This is a genomic window from Janthinobacterium foliorum (assembly GCF_978021625.1).
In genome coordinates this window covers 266,334-283,890 of record NZ_CDXDQE010000008.1, presented here as the reverse complement: position 1 = coordinate 283,890, position 17,557 = coordinate 266,334, and the positions used below count along the sequence as shown (strand labels likewise).

The 17,557-nt window shown below is 66.5% G+C and carries 19 protein-coding genes; 1 reads left to right on the top strand and 18 read right to left on the bottom strand.

Annotated features, from left to right (window positions below; all coding sequences use genetic code 11):
* A partial coding sequence (locus tag ACZ92H_RS18040; protein WP_465050473.1) for an IS1595 family transposase occupies positions 1 to 335 on the top strand: 335 nt, incomplete at its 5' end.
* A 71-nt stretch (positions 336 to 406) separates the two neighbouring features.
* Here the strand turns inward: ACZ92H_RS18040 and ACZ92H_RS18035 are convergent.
* The 18 genes from ACZ92H_RS18035 to ACZ92H_RS17950 form a co-directional block, all read right to left on the bottom strand.
* Entirely contained in the window at positions 407 to 1,579 is a 1,173-nt protein-coding gene (locus ACZ92H_RS18035) for a sialidase family protein (RefSeq protein ID WP_465050472.1), read from the bottom strand.
* Between the two features lie 114 nt (positions 1,580 to 1,693).
* Complete coding sequence (locus ACZ92H_RS18030) at positions 1,694 to 2,155, bottom strand: hypothetical protein (RefSeq protein WP_465050471.1); 462 nt, start codon at positions 2,153 to 2,155, stop codon at positions 1,694 to 1,696.
* Positions 2,136 to 3,263: an N-acetylglucosamine-6-phosphate deacetylase gene (gene nagA / locus ACZ92H_RS18025; protein WP_465050470.1), complete on the bottom strand. Its 1,128-nt coding sequence runs from the start codon at positions 3,261 to 3,263 to the stop codon at positions 2,136 to 2,138. Before nagA ends, ACZ92H_RS18030 begins: the two co-directional genes overlap by 20 nt.
* A 74-nt stretch (positions 3,264 to 3,337) precedes the next feature.
* Positions 3,338 to 4,492 (bottom strand): N-acetylneuraminate epimerase, encoded by a 1,155-nt coding sequence (locus ACZ92H_RS18020; RefSeq protein WP_465050469.1) that lies wholly within the window; start codon positions 4,490 to 4,492, stop codon positions 3,338 to 3,340.
* A gap of 47 nt (positions 4,493 to 4,539) precedes the next feature.
* Positions 4,540 to 5,679, bottom strand: coding sequence for a porin (locus tag ACZ92H_RS18015; protein ID WP_465050468.1), 1,140 nt, complete (start codon positions 5,677 to 5,679; stop codon positions 4,540 to 4,542).
* A 224-nt stretch (positions 5,680 to 5,903) separates the two neighbouring features.
* Positions 5,904 to 6,779, bottom strand: a complete 876-nt coding sequence (locus tag ACZ92H_RS18010; RefSeq protein WP_465050467.1) for an ROK family protein — start codon at positions 6,777 to 6,779, stop codon at positions 5,904 to 5,906.
* Position 6,780: 1 nt separating this feature from the next.
* Entirely contained in the window at positions 6,781 to 7,494 is a 714-nt protein-coding gene (locus ACZ92H_RS18005) for an N-acetylmannosamine-6-phosphate 2-epimerase (protein ID WP_465050466.1), read from the bottom strand.
* Positions 7,495 to 7,497: 3 nt separating this feature from the next.
* Positions 7,498 to 8,514 carry an ABC transporter ATP-binding protein gene (locus tag ACZ92H_RS18000; protein ID WP_465050465.1) on the bottom strand — a complete coding sequence of 339 codons (1,017 nt, stop codon included), beginning with the start codon at positions 8,512 to 8,514 and terminating at the stop codon, positions 7,498 to 7,500.
* Positions 8,495 to 9,511: an ABC transporter ATP-binding protein gene (locus ACZ92H_RS17995; RefSeq protein ID WP_465050464.1), complete on the bottom strand. Its 1,017-nt coding sequence runs from the start codon at positions 9,509 to 9,511 to the stop codon at positions 8,495 to 8,497. The genes ACZ92H_RS18000 and ACZ92H_RS17995 overlap by 20 nt, the downstream gene beginning before the upstream one ends.
* Before the next feature lie 23 nt (positions 9,512 to 9,534).
* Positions 9,535 to 10,455: a dihydrodipicolinate synthase family protein gene (locus ACZ92H_RS17990; RefSeq protein ID WP_465050463.1), complete on the bottom strand. Its 921-nt coding sequence runs from the start codon at positions 10,453 to 10,455 to the stop codon at positions 9,535 to 9,537.
* 2 nt (positions 10,456 to 10,457) lie between these two features.
* Positions 10,458 to 11,315 carry an ABC transporter permease gene (locus tag ACZ92H_RS17985; protein ID WP_465050462.1) on the bottom strand — a complete coding sequence of 286 codons (858 nt, stop codon included), beginning with the start codon at positions 11,313 to 11,315 and terminating at the stop codon, positions 10,458 to 10,460.
* Between the two features lie 115 nt (positions 11,316 to 11,430).
* Positions 11,431 to 12,384, bottom strand: coding sequence for an ABC transporter permease (locus tag ACZ92H_RS17980; RefSeq protein ID WP_465050461.1), 954 nt, complete (start codon positions 12,382 to 12,384; stop codon positions 11,431 to 11,433).
* A 105-nt stretch (positions 12,385 to 12,489) separates the two neighbouring features.
* The gene (locus ACZ92H_RS17975; RefSeq protein WP_465050460.1) at positions 12,490 to 14,055 is read right to left on the bottom strand and encodes an ABC transporter substrate-binding protein; all 1,566 of its coding nucleotides are present in this window, start codon (positions 14,053 to 14,055) and stop codon (positions 12,490 to 12,492) included.
* A gap of 54 nt (positions 14,056 to 14,109) precedes the next feature.
* Positions 14,110 to 14,802, bottom strand: coding sequence for a FadR/GntR family transcriptional regulator (locus tag ACZ92H_RS17970; RefSeq protein ID WP_131369288.1), 693 nt, complete (start codon positions 14,800 to 14,802; stop codon positions 14,110 to 14,112).
* Between the two features lie 14 nt (positions 14,803 to 14,816).
* Positions 14,817 to 15,914: a YjhT family mutarotase gene (locus ACZ92H_RS17965; protein WP_465050459.1), complete on the bottom strand. Its 1,098-nt coding sequence runs from the start codon at positions 15,912 to 15,914 to the stop codon at positions 14,817 to 14,819.
* Positions 15,915 to 16,221: 307 nt separating this feature from the next.
* The gene (locus ACZ92H_RS17960; protein ID WP_010398340.1) at positions 16,222 to 16,470 is read right to left on the bottom strand and encodes a DUF3297 family protein; all 249 of its coding nucleotides are present in this window, start codon (positions 16,468 to 16,470) and stop codon (positions 16,222 to 16,224) included.
* A 119-nt stretch (positions 16,471 to 16,589) separates the two neighbouring features.
* Complete coding sequence (locus ACZ92H_RS17955) at positions 16,590 to 16,955, bottom strand: hypothetical protein (protein ID WP_465050458.1); 366 nt, start codon at positions 16,953 to 16,955, stop codon at positions 16,590 to 16,592.
* A 198-nt stretch (positions 16,956 to 17,153) separates the two neighbouring features.
* On the bottom strand, positions 17,154 to 17,555 hold the full coding sequence (locus ACZ92H_RS17950) for a GFA family protein (RefSeq protein ID WP_465050457.1): 402 nt from the start codon (positions 17,553 to 17,555) through the stop codon (positions 17,154 to 17,156).
* Positions 17,556 to 17,557: the final 2 nt, after the last annotated feature.

Here is a 17,557-nt window from a genome sequence, read left to right as displayed (position 1 = left end):
TGCATGACTGCTTGTCTCCCGTCATCGACAAGGATGTCTTGCTGGTGACGGACGGCCATGCCGCCTACCGGGCCTTCGCGCGCACAGCGGGGATCAGCCACCAGGCCGTCAACTTGCACGCAGGCATCCGCGTGCGCGCTGCCGCGCACGTGCAGAACGTCAATGCGTATCACAGCCGCCTGCGCGAATGGTTAAGGGCGTTTCACGGCGTGGCGACGCGCTACCTGCCGAACTACCTGGGATGGCGCTGGATACTCGACGCCAGACGCATCCGTTCACCAGAAACGTTATTGAAAGCAACATTGGGTGAATTCCCACATCTGACGGTGACATAGCCATAAAAAAACCCGCCGCTGCAGGGCAGGGCGGGAAAGCGGGGGAACGCAAGGAAACGTGCTGGTGGTACTCAGGGTGCCGTGATTACCGTGCTCAGCGGAATCTTCATGAAGCGGATGCCGTTGCTGCCGTTTTCATACAGGATGCCGATGTTGCTGGCGTCGACTTGCGTCAAGTCGCTGTAGGCGGAAGCGCCGGCCGTGATCAGCAGGGAAAACGGCCAGCTCTGGCCGTCGTCCTTGCTGGCGCGCACCGTCAGGTTGTTGCGGCTGCTGGTGGAGGCGGGATTGGCGTGGAACAGGTACTGCTTGCCATTCCAGCCCAGGTTCAGCAGGCTGCCTTCGCACACGGGGTCGATCAGGGTGGCGTTGGCGAAGCCGGCGCTGAAATTGGCGCCGCCATCGGAACTGATGGAAACGATGCGCTTGCGCGTGGCGCCGCTCTGGTCGCGGCTGTTGATCATCAGCTGGCTCGTGCTCAGTTCGGCCGCCGTCGATTCGTTGGCCGATGGATAGCCCGTGTCATTGCCGATGTGGTAGCTGGCGCCATGGTCGTCCGAGTAGAACACATAGGCGCGGCCGTCCGCATAGCCCGCTTGCGGCGGTCCCGCCGTGAAGTTGCCCGGCACGACGAGGCGCCCGGAGCGCATCTGCACGCCGTGGCCCGGTCCCATGGCCAGGGTGCGCCAGCCGGCCGCGTTGTTGTACGGCGCCGCGCCGATCTTCGCCGTCTGCGCCGTGATGTTCGACGGACTGGCCCACGTTGCGCCGCCATCCGTCGACGTCACCACCCATTGCTCGCGCACGCCCGCGCCGCCGTTGCGGATGGTGCTTTCGCTGGCATTGCCCGTGTTATAGAACAGGAACAATCGCCCGCCCGGATAGGCGGGGTCGAGCGTGTCGAGCACGGGCACCGGATTGCCCGCCTGCAGGGTGCCATTCGATGCCACGATGGACAGGGCCGACCACGTCGCGCCGCCATCGAGGCTTTTCTTCATGACTACCTGAATATTGCCGAAGTCGGCGCAGCCCGATGGCCGGCCTTCCGCGAAGGCGAGGATGGTGCCGTTCTGCAAGGTCACCACGGCGGGGATGCGATAGCAGCCATAACTGGCATCGGACGCGGGAAACGGCGTGCTGGCGGAAATGGCCGCCTGGGCCACGGGCGCGGCGCCCAGGCCGAGACCGAGGACGCAGGCGGCAGCCAGGCGTTGCAGTGATTGAATCGGCAAGACAGTTGACATTGCGGTGATTCCTTTCCCGGGACCGGGCGGCTGGCCAGGTCCCAAACCATCCCGTACTGGGGAATTCCCGCGCGCCTGACGGGTGGCAGGCGCGCGTCCCTTGTTCTTGCCTGCCTAGTCGGCCAGCGGCAGCGCGCGTGGCGCGCTGGCGTCATGGCTGTCGGCGACGGCGCGCCAGCTGACGCCGCGGATGGCCCAGGCGGCGGGGATCGTCGCGCTCCAGTGCCGGCTGCCGTAGTGCGCGTCCGTTGCCGCGGGGCGCGCCAGGGCCACGCGGCCCAAGGTGCGGCCCGCCGCCTGCAGTTCCAGCGCGGGATTTTTCACGTCCGCCTGCTCCAGCTCCAGCACGAGGGGCACGGCCGCGTAGGCATGCAGGCCGCTGGCCGCCGGGTATTCCACGTAGCCGACGCGCAAAGGGCTGCGCGCCGCCCTGGCCGGTTCGGCTGCGGCCACGGCCACGGCGGCAGGGCGCGCGGCCGTGCGCGGCGCGGCGGCTGGCGGGGCGGCGTCGCCGCCGCAGGCCGCCAGGGCCAAGGCCAGCGCCAGCGCGGCGCCGCTACGCGCGCGCCGCTGCAATGCGTTCTCCCTCGGCCACCACGGCTTGCAGTTGAAGATGCTCGTCAACGATGGCGATGTCGGCCCAGGCGCCCGCTTGCAGGCGGCCCCGGTCCGTGATGCCCAGGTAGTCGGCCGGATAGGCGGACAGGCGGCGCGAGGCGTCGGCCAGGTCCAGCCCGACGGAGACCAGGTTGCGCAAGGCCTGGTCCATGGTCAGACAGGAACCGGCCAAGGTGCCGTCGGCCAGGCGCACGCCGCCCTGGCACTTATGCACCGTGTGGGAACCGAGCCGGTAGTCGCCGTCCGCCATGCCCGTGGCGGACGTGGAATCGGTGACGCAATACAGGTGCGGAATGGCGCGCAGGGCCGCGAGCAGGGCGCCCGGGTGCACGTGCAGCAGGTCGGGGATGACTTCCGCGTAGCGCGCATGGGCCAGCGCGGCGCCGACGATGCCGGGCTGGCGGTGGTGCAAGCCCGTCATGGCGTTGAACAGGTGGGCAAAGCTGGTGGCGCCGTGGCGCAGGCCGGCCACGCCATCGGCGTAGCTGCCGCTCGTGTGGCCGATCTGCATGCGCACGCCGTCGGCGCTCAGTTCGCGGATGATGGCCAGGTGGCCGGCGATTTCCGGCGCGATGGTGATGACGCGGATGGGCGCCAGGCTGCGCAGGCGGCGCAGGCTGTCGATCACGGCCACGCAGGCATGGTCGGGCTGGGCGCCGAGCTTTTCCTGGTTGATGAACGGGCCTTCCAGGTGCACGCCCAGCACGCGGGCGGCGCCCGGCTGGCGCGCGCCGCAGGCTTGCCCCAGTCCCGCCAGCACGCTTTCCAGTTCGGCCATCGGCGCCGTCATGGTGGTGGCCAGCAGCGAGGTCGTGCCGTGCCGCACGTGGGCGGCGGCGATGCGCGCGCAGGCGTCGCCGCCCTGCATGATGTCGGCGCCGCCGCCGCCATGCACGTGCAGGTCGATGAAGCCCGGCAGCAGGGTGGCGGCGGGGCCAGGACCGGGCGCGCCGGCGCGCTCCTCGATGGCGGCGATGCGGCCGTCCGGCGCCACCGTCAGGGTGCCGTCTATCCAGTGTGCATCGCACAGGATGCGGCCGTGATGTTGCCGGTAAGCTTCAGTCATGATTTTTCTCAATAAATGCGGGGAAACGCGCCTGGCGCGGGCCGTGCGGCCCGGGCCAGGCACCACAGGCGATGTCAGTGCAGGATTTGCACGGCCTTGCCGTCCCACTGCAGCAGGAAGACGTCCTTGCTGGCGGCGCCGCCGTCGAGCTCGCCGCCGATGACCAGCACGCCGTCGTCCAGCTGGATGCCGGTGCCGTAGCCCAGGCCCGCCGGCAGCTTGCCCACGTGCGACCACTTGCCGTCGCGGCGCGCGTAGATGTCATCGCGCCAGGTCTTCTTCAATCCCTTGTGCGCATAATTCTGGCCCGCGTCGAACTGCTGCCAGGCGCCGGGAAAGTTGGCGCCGCCCGCCACCAGCAGCACCTTGCCGCTGTAGCCGGCGAACGCACCGGCCACGCCTTCCTGGCGCGCCGCGCCCGGCGGCGCGGGCAGCTTGCCGCCTTGCTTCCACGTCAGCTTGTCGCCCGCGATGGCCACTTCCTTGACGTGCGGCGAGCGCAGGCCCGGCTTGATTTCGCCGTTCACCATGGTGAGCACGTTGCCCTGCACGGCCACGCCCGCGCCCACGGTGGGCAGTTGCGGGTCCGTGCCCAGGTTGCGCCACTGGTTCGTTTGCGGGTTATAGCTCATCACTTGCGCCGTCCACAGATAATCCTGCGGCCGCTGGTCGAAGTAGTGCCCGGCCACCAAGGCCTGGCGTTCCTTGCTGTCGGCCGCGCCCACGGCGTAGTCCTGGAAGTAGCCGTCGAAGATGGCCTTGTTGACACCGCCAAAGAAGACGATGTTCTGCTGGTCGACGGAGACCGCGCTGGCCGTGAAAATGCCCAGCGGCGCGCGCGTGGGCAGCTGGCGCCAGCTATTCGCGGCAGGGTCGTAGACATAGCCCGTGTCAAAGACGGTCAGGGCCTTGTCGTCCGGCGCGTTCTTGCCGGAGCCGCCGAAGACATAGACCAGGCCATGGATGGCGACGGCATTGGCAGCGTCGCGCGGCGCATCGGGGAACGGCGCCAGCGCCACCCAGGATGCGCCCGGCTTGCCCGTGTCGAGCGCATACCAGGCCTTGCCGGCCGACCCGAGGCCTGCGTAGATGGTGGCGCCGATGCGCGCGCCGGCGCCGTTCTTGATGGGCGCGGGGAAGTCGGGCCAGCGCGGGGCGGCGTCAGCGGCCTGGGCGGAGGAAAGCGCAAAGGTGGCGCAAAGCAGCAATGCACAGCTGAGTTTTTTCATGATCGTCGGTCTGGAGTGAGTGGAAGGGAACGGGACGGTGGCGTGGCCTAGAAATTCGTCGTGAAGCCGGCGCGCAGCTCCGTGAATTTGTTGCCGCTCGTATCCCACTTGCGGTAGGTGGGGCGGAACCAGAACGAGGTCGAACCCCGCGACATGCCCAGGTTCATTTTGTAGGCCAGCTCCACGCGCAGCTGCTTGTAGTCGTTGGCGTCGTTCGGCACCGTGTCGACCTTGTGGATCATGAACACGGGGCGCAGGTGGAAGTTCGGCGTGACGCTGTACTGGCCGCCCAGGATCAGCTCGTTATCCTTGATGCTGCTGCCGTTCGGCCGCTGCGTCTTGTCCTGCACCAGCAGCGCCCGCACGGAGTGGGTGCCGAGCGGCACCATGCCACCGATCATGATTTGCTTCGTGTCATACACGCCGTCGGCCAGCGGGCTGTTGTCGCTGGTGGCCAGGGCGTTTTTCAGGTTCTGCTGCTGCGAGCCATAGTTCAGGTCGATACGCACGGCCGGGTAGTCGATGCGCGCGCCCAGGATGTAGCCGTTGGCCGCCTTGGTGTTGGGGGCGATATTGGGCGCCGTGGCCGAGACCAGCTTTTCATCCGTGAAACTGCTGCCATTCCAGTAGAACTGCGCCCGCAAGGTGGCCATGCCCGCCAGTTTCGGGCTCGTGTAGGTGAGCGAATTGTCGGCCCAGATGGCATTCGAGATGCGCGTCAGCCCGGCCGGATAGCCCTTGCCGGCACCCGTGCCCAGTTCGCTCATTTCGCCGATGTTGCCGCCCGACGCATAGGGATCGAGCACGTTGATGTAGCTGTCGAGCCACTGGCGGCCGAAGCGCACCGAACCGTACTGGCTGTTGATGCCGCCCCACGCTTCGCGGTTGCCGAAGGAATTGCTCCAGGCCGGGGTGGCGTCGCCCGTGGTCAGCTTGGTCGAGACGAACAGTTCGGCGCTGAGGCCGGAATTGTCGAGCGGCAGCACGCTGCCAAAGGCCAGCAGCACGCCCGGATGGCTGCGCTGGCGGTGCTCGTTGTCGCCTTGCTCCGTCAAACCCTGGCGATCGCTGATCGAATACTCGAACTGACCACTGATGTTGATGGGCGGCAGTGTCACCTGCGCCGAGGCGGAAATGGTGCAGGCCGCCAGTGGGACAGCGATGAGCAGGGTGCGCTTAACTTTCATTGACTTCTCCAGTTGTTTGTTACTTGTTTTTGTTGGAAAGAATTTCAATACATGAGCATTTGGGTGGGTTGCTGCTTGGCTCGAAAATCAGTGTAAAGATATATGATATCTAATGTCAAACAAGTTATAAGCTTGTTGCTTTTTTGTGCGATCGGGGTGTGGTCGGCATCGGGGCGAACGGCTGCAGCCCGCATGGCGCGGGCCTTTCCAGCATTACGGGCAGCTCAGGCGGGGCAGGCGGCCGCTCCCAGCAAGCCCGCATCCGCGCCGAGCCGGGCCGCGCTCAGCGGTGGCGGACAGGGCAGGGACAGCCCCGCCAGAGCGCTGGCGATACGCCGCAGCATGCCCGGCGCCAGGCCCACGCTGCCGCCGATGACGACGGCATCGAGGTCTATGCTCATGTGCAAGCCGGCGATGGCCTCGGCCACGGCCAGGGCCGCGTTGTCGACGATGGCGGCGGCGCGCGGTTCCGTCGCTGCCAGGGTGAACAGGGCCGCGCTGTCCAGCGGTCGCTGGAAGACGGCGCTGGCCTGGCGCGCCAGCGCCGTGCCGGACGCCAGCATTTCCAGGCAACCCAGCCTGCCGCAGCCGCACAGGCTGACGCCGTCGGCGGGCGCCAGCCTGGCCGGTGCGTGGCCCACGTGGCCGGCCAGGCCGTGCGGTCCCGCGCGCAGGCGGTGATCGAGCACCAGGCCGCCGCCCACGCCTGTCGACAAGGTCATGAACAGCAGGTTGGCGGGATAGCCGGCCTCGCCCATGTCGCGCCGCGCGCAATACTCGCCCCAGGCGGCCGCCTGGGCGTCGTTGAACAGGGCCACGGCACAGGCAAAGCGTTCGCGCAGCAACTGTTCCAGTGGAAAGCCATTCCAGAACGAGATGATGGCGCGGTTCACGGGATACACCTTGCCGCCGTCGATGTAGCCCGTGGTGGCCACGCTGATCCGGTCAGGCGCCGGCCAGCTGTCCACCAGCGCCTCGATGGCGGCGGCAAATCCTGCCGCGTCCCGCGCCATGGGCACTTGCCGCCGCGCGGTTATCACGCCCTCGCGCACGAGGGCGGCGGCCAGCTTGGTGCCGCCGATGTCGATTGCCAGCAGCATCTCAGGCCTCGCCCGCCAGCGGCGCGCTGTGCAAGGCGGTGGCGAACCACTCGGTGATGTGCTCGATGCGCGTGATGGCCGAGCCGACCGTGACGCAGCAGGCGCCTGCGCGCAGGCAGTCGGCGGCGTCCTGCGGGGTGCGGATGCGGCCTTCGGCCATCACGCGCACGCCGCGCTGCGCCAGCTGGCCGATCAGCGCCGCGTTGGGGCGGTCTTCCGGCAGGTAGGCCGTGTCTTCCGTGTAGCCGGACAGGGTCGTGCCCACCAGGTCGCAGCCCAGCGCATGGCAGGCCAGGCCGTCTTCCAGGGTGGAGCAGTCGGCCATGGCCGCCTTGCCGGCCGCGCGCACGGCCGCCAGCAGGGTGGCTACCCGCACGGGCCGGGGGCGGTCCGTGCCGTCGAAGGCGATGATGGCGGCGCCCGCGTCGGCCAGGGCGTGCACGTCCTCGATATACGGCGTGATGCGCACGGGGCTGTCGGCCAGGTCGCGCTTGACGATGCCGATGATGATGGCGTGCGGCAAGGCTTGCGCCACGGCGCGCACGTGGTCGGCGCCTTCGATGCGCAGGGCCGTGGCGCCGCCGTCCATGGCGGCGCGCGCCATGGCGACGATGATCTCGGGGGTATCCATGGGGCTGTCGTCGAGCGGCTGGCACGATACGACCAGGCCGCCTTGCAGGCGGGTAAATAATTGCGTCGGGTGTAAATCAGTCATGGATCAATTCACTAAGGCGTGGACAGGGGACGGCGCCAGCAGCAGGCAGGCGGCGTCGTGGTTGGGTTCGATCGTGCGCAGGGCCGGCACCTGCTGCCGGCAGGCCGGCTGGGCCTGCGGGCAGCGCGTATGGAAGACGCAGCCCGGCGGCGGCGCCAGCGGGCTGGGGATTTCCCCGCCCAGCACGTCCTCGGGCGCCATGCGGCAGGCCGGGTCGGCGGCGGGCGAGCTTTTCCACAGGGCCCGCGTGTACGGATGGGCGCCGCCCGTGGCGATGGCCGCGCGCGGCGCCGCTTCCATCAGCCGGCCCAGGTACAGCACCAGCACGCGGTCGCACATGGCTTGCACCATGGGCAGGTCGTGCGAAATGAAAATGATGGACAGGCCAAACTGCTGCTGCAAGTCCAGCAGCAGATTGATGATCTGCGCCTTGACGGAAGCGTCCAGCGCGGCGACGGCTTCGTCGGCGATCAGCACTTTCGGCTGCAGGGCCAGGGCGCGGGCGATCACCACGCGCTGTTTCTGGCCGCCCGACAATTCATGCGGATAGCGGCGCAGGGCCGTCACGGGCAAGCCCACCACGCCCAGCAGGCGGGTGATTTCGGCCAGTTGCTCGTCCTTGCTGCCGCGCCGGTGCAAGATAAACGGTTCGCGCAGGCACTGCTCGATGGTCAGGCGCGGGTTCAGGCTGGCGTTCGGGTCCTGGAACACCATCTGCACTTCGCCGCGCAGGCGCCGCAGCGCCTCGCCCCGGTAGCTGGCCAGCGGCTGGCCTTCGTAGCGGATCTCGCCGCTGTCCGGGCGCAGCAGCTGCATCGCCAGCTTGGCCAGGGTCGACTTGCCGCTGCCCGATTCGCCCACGATGCCCAGCACTTCGCCGCGCCGCAGGCCGAAGCTGACCTCTTGCACGGCTTTCACGGACTGGCGCTTGCCCAGCAGTCCCGCGCGGCTGTGGAAGGCCACGCCCACGTGCTCGAAGGACAGAATCTCCTTGCCTACTTCATGCGATGGCGGCTTCATGCGCGCTCCCTGTTGTAATAGTTGCAAAATGGCAGCGCACCTGCTGCCCCGGCGCCAGCGTGCGCAGGGCGGGCACCTCGCTGGTGCAGCGCGCCTGCGCCATGGGGCAGCGCCCGGCGAAACGGCAGCCGGCCGGTTCGCCGTACACGGTGTCCACCTGGCCCGGAATGCCGGCAAGGCGTCCGCCCTGGCCGGGACGGGGCACGGCGGCCAGCAAGCCCTGCGTGTACGGGTGGGCGGGCTGGCGGAACAGGTCGGCCGTGGCCGCCGTCTCCATCAGCTGCCCGCCGTACATCACGGCCACCCGGTCCGCCACCTGCGCCACCACGCCCATGTCGTGCGTAATGAAGAGCACGCCCATGCCTACTTCCTGCTGCAACTGCTTGAGCAGACGCAAGATTTGTGCCTGGATCGTCACGTCGAGCGCCGTCGTCGGCTCATCGGCGATCAGCACTTGCGGCTTGCACGCCAGGGCCATGGCGATCATCACGCGCTGGCGCATGCCGCCGGACAATTGATGGGGATACTGGCGCGCCCGCACCTCGGGCGCGGAGATGCCCACCAGGCGCAGCAGCTCGACGGCGCGTTCCTGCGCCGCCTGCTTGCCGCACGCGCCATGCACCGTCATGGCCTCGGCGATCTGCCGGCCCACCTGCTGCAGGGGATTGAGCGAGGTCATCGGCTCCTGGAAAATCATGCCCATCTGGTTGCCGCGCACGGCCTGGCGCGCCTGCGGCGCCAGGCCCAGCACGTCGAAGCGGCTGCCGTCGGCCGCCGTCAGCCAGGCCTGGCCTTCGATCCTGGCGCGGCTGGACAGCAGCCCCATCAGCGAGAACGAGGTGACCGACTTGCCACAGCCCGATTCGCCCACGATGGCCAGCGTTTCGCCGCGCCGCAGCGAGAACGACAGGCCGTTGACGGCCTTGACGACGCCCGCGGGCGTCGGGAACGATGTCGTCAGCCCTTGTACATCGAGCAATACTTCAGCATCGGTCATCACATCTCCTTGCTATATTGAAATCAGAGCAGGCCGGCGGCGGCCACGATGGTGCGCACGCGCTCGACGGCGGCGTCCGGCAACAGGCGGTTCGGCTTGCTCATCAAGCGGTGGTCGATGATGCCCATCAGCTGCATGGCCGTCTTGAAGCCGCCCACGCCGGACGCGTTGGGGCTGGTGTACGGCACGCCGTGGAAGACGATGTCGAACAGGGCGATCAGGCGTTCCTGCTCGGCGCGCGCGCCCGCCCAGTCGCCGGCGCGGGCCAGCGCGTACAGGCGCACGTAGCCAGCCGGGTCGACGTTGCCCAGGCCGGGCACGCAGCCGTGGGCGCCGCCCAGCAAGGCGTAGTCGACCGTCGTTTCGGAACCCGTCAGGATGGCGAAGTCGGGCGCGTCGGCGAAGTCGCGCATCAGCATGCGCATGTTGCCGTCGTCGCCGCTGCTGTCCTTGACGGCGCAGATCAGGCCTTCGTCGTACATGGCGCGCAGGGTTTCGCGGCTCAGCTTGCTGTGCACGCAGACGGGAATGTCGTAGGCGATGATGGGCAGGTCGACGGCTTGCTGGATGTAGCGGAAATGGTCGATGGTTTCCGCCGGGCTGGTGCGCGTGTAGAACGGCGCCGTGACGACCAGGCCTTGCACGCCCAGTTCCTTGGCCTGCTTCGCGTGTTCGATGCAGCGCTCGGTGGTGGGGTCGATCACGCCGGCCACCAGGGGCACGGCGCCGGCCGCCTCATCGACGGCGATGCGGATGGCTTCGGCGCGCTGGGCGCCGTTGAGGAAAATCACTTCGCTCGTCGAACCCATCAGGAACAGGCCGTGCACGCCGCCATCGATCAGGTGGCGGATTACGCGCCGCAGCGATGCTTCGTCGATCTTGCCATGCTGGTCCAGCGGCGTGACGACGGGAGGGATGATGCCGTGTAATTTCAGTGCTGACATGATTATTCCTTGCTATGTTTAGGGTCAAAGGCCTGGCGCAAGCCATCGCCGATAAAGTTGGCGGCCAGGGCGGTAACAACGATCAGCACGCCAGAGGGGAGCCAGATCCACGGGTATTGCTTGAGGACCGAAGCCTCCCGCGCAATACTGATCAGGCTGCCCCAGCTGGCGTCCGGCAATTGCACGCCCAGGCCGAGAAAACTCAGTCCCGCTTCGGCCATGATGGCCGAGACGAAACCAAGGGAAGCGAACACCGCCAGCACATCGATCGTGTTGGGCAGGCAGTGCTTGAAAATGATGTAGGTGTGGCCGGCGCCCAGGGTACGCGCGGCGGCGACGAATTCCATTTCGCGGATGCTCATGATGCGGGCCCGCACCAGGCGACAGGCAAGCGGCCACGACAGCAAGCCGATGACGATCACCGTCTTGCCCGTGCCGGAACCGAGCACGGCGGCCAGGGTCATCAGCACGATGACGGGCGGAAAGGTCATCACCATGTCGACGAAGCGCATGGTCAGATTGTCGATCCAGCCGCCGAAGTAGCCGGCCATGGCGCCCAGGAAGGTGCCGATGACGAGCGCCAGCGCCACGCTGGACACGCCCACGGCCAGCGAGATGCGCCCGGCCGCCAGGGTGCGGGCCAGCATGTCGCGGCCCGTCTGGTCCGTGCCCAGCCAGTGCTGGCGCGACGGCGCCTGCAGGGCCGCGCCCAGGTCGATGGCGTTCGGGTCGTAGGAAAACAGCAGGCCGGAGGCGGTGCACAGCACGGCGATCAGCACGAACAGGCACAGGCCGGCGAAGGCCACCTTGCTGGAGCGAAATTGCTTCCAGCGCGAGGGCGGGAGGGGAGCTTGCGTCATAAATATCCTCTTGGTTGTATCTTGTTTTTTTATAACTTTCCTGGCGCGGCGGGCTGCACGGGTCCCGGCCCCGCCTGTCGCCAGGGGGCACTGCCTGCTACGCTTGCGGGTGGCGCTACTTCAGGGTGATGCGCGGGTCGATCCAGGAGTACACGAGATCGGTCAGCATGTTGACGGCGAGAATGGCCAGCGAGACGAACAGGGCGATGCCCATGATCAGCGGATAGTCGCGGCTTTCGATGGCGTCGAGGAACAGCATGCCCATGCCCGGCCAGGAAAACACCGTCTCGACGAACACGGCGCCGCCGATCAGGCCGCCAAAACTGGCGCCGATCACGGTGACGATGGGCACCAGGGTGTTGGGCAGCGCATGGCGCAGCATGACGCGGTTCGGACTGGCGCCCTTGGCGACGGCCGTGCGGATGTAATCCTGGTTCAAGGTGTCGAGCAGGCCGGCCCGCGTGTAGCGCATGGTGATGGCGATGAACTGCACCGACAGCACGGCCGCCGGCAAGGCCAGGTGGTACAGGATGTCGCCCGCGCTTTCGTTGCCCGGCGTGCTGTAGCCGCCGCTGGGAAACCAGCCCAGCTGCAGCGAAAACACATACATGCCGACGATGCCCACTAAAAACGCGGGGCTGCTGATGGCGACATAGGCGAACAGCGACAGCACGTGGTCCAGCTTGCCATTGGCGCGGCGCGCCGAGACCACGCCGAAAATAATGCCCAGCACGGAGCCGAGGGCCAGGCCGGACAGGGCCAGCAGCAGGGTGGGCGCCACCCGGCTGGCGATCTCATCGATGACGCGGGCGCCGTCCTTGTAGCGGTAGCCCAGGTCGCCGCTGGCCGTCTGCTTGAGCCACAGGGCGAAACGCACGGGCACGGAACGGTCCAGGCCCAGGGTGTGGCGCAATTGCTCCTTCTGCACGTCTGTCAGGGCCTGGCTGGGCGGCACGAAGGCGTCGACGGGGTCGCCCGGCGCCATGTTGACCAGTACGAAGACGGTGGCCAAAATGGCCAGCAGGGTGGGGATGTTGACCAGCAGGCGATTCACGAGGTACTTGAACATGTTTCTTCCAGGCGGCATGGCCCCCTGCCTTCTCAGCTATGCAAAAACCGGCGGGCCGTGGCCCGCCAACGGGATGACGTGTGGCGGTGAGGGGGGGGGAGCCGCTCAGCGCAGCTGCCACAGCTCCGGCTTGTCCTGGTAGCGTCCGCCGGCCGGGGCCGGGGTCCAGATCATGTTTTCGACATTTTTGGCGAAGCCGCCGAAGCGGTTGGCGCTCCACAGGGGGATCCAGGGCAGCTGCGCATTCGTGATGCCGCAGGCGTCGCGGTACAGGGCCGTGCGCTTGGCGTCGTCCGTTTCCAGCTGCCCCGCGTCGAGCAGGGCGTCGAGCTGCGGCAGCTTGACGCGCATGCGGTTCACGCCCTTGGGCGGCGCATACGACGAGTGCAGCATGGGCGTCAGGGCGCTGGGGTCGGGACCCACGCCGCCGCCCGCGAAGACCATGCTGAAGCGGTTGGCATCGACCAGCTGGCCGTAAGTGGGGCTGTCGACGAAGCGCGGCTTGAGGTTGACGCCCACCTGCGCCAGCATCGACTGCAGGCTGGCGATGACATCCTTCGATACCTGGTCGTTGTAATACGTGAGCAGTTCCACGGGCTGGCCCTTGCTCAGCTGCTCCCAGTTGGCGGCCGCCAGCAGCGTTTTCGCCTTGGCGACATTCGTTTCATACTTGTCCAGCTTGGACGGCTGGAACTTCGGCAGGGTCAGCGCGCAGTTGGCGATGGTGGCGCTGTTGTTGTAGATGCTCTTGACGATGGCGGGCCGGTCGATGGCGTACAGGATCGCCTGGCGCACGCGCACGTCCTGGAAGCGCGGGTCCGTGTGGTTCACGCCCAGGTAGTTGAGCACGTGGGACGGGCCGGAAATCACATTGAAGGCCTTGCTGGCCTGGTTTTCCTTGACCTGGTCCATCGTCAGGTAGGTGAACTGGATTTCATTCGAGGCCAGGGCCAGGGCGGCCGCGCTGGCATCCTTGAAGTAGCGGTTGATCAGCTTGTCCAGTTTCGGCTTGCCGCGGTAGTAGTCGGGATTGGCGACCAGTTCCACATACTGGTCCGGCAGGTATTTGCTCCATTTGAACGGGCCCGTGCCCACGGGCGTCTTCCACCAGGCGGCGTTGCGCAGTTCCGTGATGGGCACGCTCATCAACAGATGCCGTGGCACGATCATGATGCTGGTGAAAGCGTCGGGCAGGGTGACGTCGGGGCGCGCCAGTTCGATGACGACGGTGTTCGCGTCCGGCGTCCTGACGGCGCTGACGTCGGCCAGGCGCGGGGCAAACACGCTGGCCAGTTCCGGGCTGCGGATCAGTTCCAGGGTGAACTTCACGTCGGCCGACGTGAATGGCTTGCCGTCATGCCACTTGACGTCCTTGCGCAGTTTCAGGGTCAGGGTCTTGCCATCCTTGGCATAGGTCCAGCCCTCGGCCAGGTCGCCCGAGATCTTTTGCAGGCTGACGTCGTACAGGGTGAGGGTGGAAAAATACTTGTTGTAGAAGCTGAAGCCTGCGGCCGCCGTCAGCGGATTGAATTTCTGCGCGTTGCCGGACGGACCCACGTCGAAGGCGCCGACGAAGACCTGGTCGGCCGCCCGGGCGGCTCCCGACAGGCAGGCAAGGGCGGCGAAGGCCGCGGGTAGCAGAAACTTGACGGAGGAACGGGACGCAAACATGGATTTCTAACCTCTATGTGATGAACAAAAAAAGGTGACGCCGCGTATTGCAGGCTATGCGGTGTCTTTCGGGTAACGCTTGAAGATGGAATCGAAATGCTCGGTGTAGGCGCGCATCAGGCCCGCTTCATCCTTGTTTTCCAGCATTTCCACGATGGCGATATGGTCGCGCGCCGTCGCTTCCATGGCCCAGGGATCGAGCTTGGCGGCCGTGGACGCCTTGTGCATGTTGTTGAAGACGTTCCAGAACAGGTCGATCAGGGCCAGCAGGAAGCGGTTGTTCAGACACGAGTACATTTCCGCATGGAAGGCGCGGTCTTCGGCGGGGAAGGTTTCCTGCCGCAGCGCCTTTTCCAGCATGCTGTCGGCCAGTTCCCGCAGCACGGCGATATTCTTGGGCGTGATGTTTTTCACCACCGACGGAATCGCGCCGATTTCCAGATAGGTGCGCACGTACAGCAAGTCCGTGATCTGGTCGTCGTTGGCGACCATGGAATACGGCAGGTTGTCGAGAATGGAATCGAAGGAAAACGCCTTGACGAAGATGCCTTCGCCGTGGCGCGATTCGATCACGCCCAGCGATTCCAGCGCCTTGACGGCTTCGCGCAGGCTGGGGCGGCTCATGTTGAGCTCCTCGGCCATGCGCGCTTCGGGCGGCAGGGCGTCGTTCGCCTTCAGGTTGTTCTGCTCGATGAATTCCTTGATTTTGACTTGCGCGTGGCGGTAAGCCGGTATCTTTGTGACCATTGTTTTCTCACTAATTAAGCAGGGTACGACACGGTATCACGGCCGGGACCGTTCGATAACGTTATTGCCAAGGTTTCCAGGGTGGCAGCACCGGCATCGGTATCGCCGCCCACCAGCAGCAGGGCCTGGCCTGCCTGGAAGGACAGGCCATGCGCGCGCGCCGCCGGCAGCAGGCCCAGCAGGTGCCATTGCCCGCCGTCAAAGCCGTACAGCTCGCGGCGCCAGGACTTGGCCAGGCCCGCATGGGCGTGCAGTTGCTGCTGTGCATAGTTGGTGCTGGCGCCGATGAAATGCGTGCCGCCGGCGAGGATGGGCATCCCGCCGCACAGGCCGCCAAACGCGGCCGCCACGCCTTCCTGCGGCACGCCGGATGCCGTGTCCGGCAAGGCGTGCTGCTCCCAGCCGCTGGCGTCGTGCCGTGCATGCCAGGTGCAGGGCGTGCGCAGGCCCGGCTTGATTTCGCCGCTGGCCACGATGGGGCCGCCTGCGGCAGCGATGGCGACGGCGCCGCAGGTGCCGGCAAATGGCAGCATGCCATCATCCTGCAAGGTTGCACTGTGCGGGTCGAAGCGCCACAGGTGGCGGTTCCAGGCGAAGGCGGCGACGGGACGGGACATGTAGGCGCGCAGCAGCAGGGGCCGCTCAAGCTCGCCGGCTGCCGCATGGGCCCGGCAAAATGCGTCGAACTGGCCGCGGTGATAGCCGCCGAAGAGCATGATGCTGCCATCCGCCTGCGCCAGGGCCGAGGCACCCAGCAAGCCCAGCGGCAGTTGCAGCTCCAGCCGCTGCCAGGCATCAAGCGTGGCGTCGTAGCGCCATACGGCGTCGGACTGGCGGGCGCTGTGGCCGGCAGGCGTGATGGCGCCGCCGAACACATAGAGGAACTGGCCGCTGGCGGCGCAGGCGGCGCCAGCCGGAGCCGTGCCTGGAAAGTCCGCCATGCGCTGCCAGCCGTCAGCGCGCCGGGCCGTGTCGAGACGGTACCAGGCCGCACCCGCGCTGCCCAGGCCCGCATACAGCTGGCCGTCCAGCGCGGCGCCGGCCGCGTCGCGCAGGGCCACGGGGAAGGCGGGCCAGCTGGTGTCGAACTGCAGGTCGAACGGCGCGGTCATCGTTGTAGCGTCTGGCTGAAGCATCGTGAATGTTCTCGGCTGGGCTGTTGCGGTTCGGAATGACTGAACCGATGAAGCAAGTATTGCAGAGTAAGATATCAGATGTCAAACAACTTGTTTGGCTAAATGAAAAAAGTTGCGAAAAAGTTGCAGCGCGGTGAAAAAGGCGAGGGTGAGGGCGGCGGGCGCGCTGTGCAAAGCGGAGGATAAGCAGGCGCTGGCAGGAGCTGCAGGGGGAAGAAAGACAGGGAAAGCGGGGCGGGAAACGCCGGCCAGGGCGCATGGCGCCTGGCCGGGACGGCAAGTCTTAGCGGTAGAACGCTTCGACCTTGCCTTTCAATTTGATTTGCAAAGGACGGCCGCGGCGATCCAGGGACTTGGTGGAAGCGACCTTGATCCAGCGTTCGCTGATGCAATACTCTTCCACGTCAAGGCGTTCCTTGTCGTTGAAACGGATGCCGACGTCGTTTTCGAACACGGCGGCAACGTGGTAAGGGCTGCTCGGGTCGATCGACAGGCGATCGGGCAATGGGGGTAAGGTGGTGGTATCGTTCATGGGCGTCATTATCGCCTAGAATCCCGATCCAGACAACGGGGTTTGTGCCATGCGGCTGCGCTGGCGCGACGGGAACTGCCCCGGCGCGGCCGCATGCCTGATGCTGCATTTATCGGGGATCAGGTCTTGTCGTCATTCTTGTGGCTTTGACGTCCCGCTTCCACGTGCTGCTCATGCGTGCCTCCGCGCGAACCGGCGCCGGCGCCCGATTGTTCGCTGCCGCTGCGGCCCTGTCCCGATTGCTGGCCGGACTGCTGTGAACCCGACTGCCCCGATTGTTGCGAACGGGATTGCTTGTCGCCGTCATTCTTGTGGCTTTGGCGGCCCGCTTCCACGTGCTGCTCGTGCGTGCCGCCCTGGGTGCCGCCCGACGATTGGCGGCTGCCGGACTGTTTGTCCGATTGCTGGCTGCCCGATTGCTGCGACGGCTGCTTGCCGGATGGGCTGCCAGTGCGTTCGTTGCGGTCGTTGCTGTTCGAAGTCATGGTCGTTTCCTCTATGGTTGAGATGAACTATCATCCGCGTGCATGGTGGCGTGACGGATGCTCCTGCCTGACATCCGGCGCTGTGTTGCACCGTTGACGCCATTTTCCCTGCCTGCAGCCGGCATAACCATAGGGATAGCACCTGTCGCCACGTAGGAAAACTCCGTGGTGCCAGCAAACCATTTCTCATTTTCATTTTTATAAATGCCGGGTTTCCTGCGGCGGCGCATCCCAGGCGTCATGCCGTCCATCGACAAAGGTGACGGGCACCTGCGCCAGTTCGGCGTTCGATGCATCGTCGAGGCAACTGACGCTGATGCCGACAAACGGGCCGCTGCGGGGCGAGTCTCCGCGGCCAAATGGGCGCACGCCGCAGTGGCGGCAAAAATAATGGGTTTCGCGGCGGGCGCCGAAGCGGTACTCGCTCAAGTCGCCCTCGCCGGCCAGCAGGCGGAAGGCGGCGGTCGGCACCAGGCTGGCCCAGCAGCGCACTTTCAAACAGAACGAACAGTTGCAGCGCAGGCTGGGCGCGGCCAGGTCGATCTCGGCCGCGAAGCGCACGGCGCCGCAGTGGCAACTGCCATGGTAGTGTTTTTTCATCG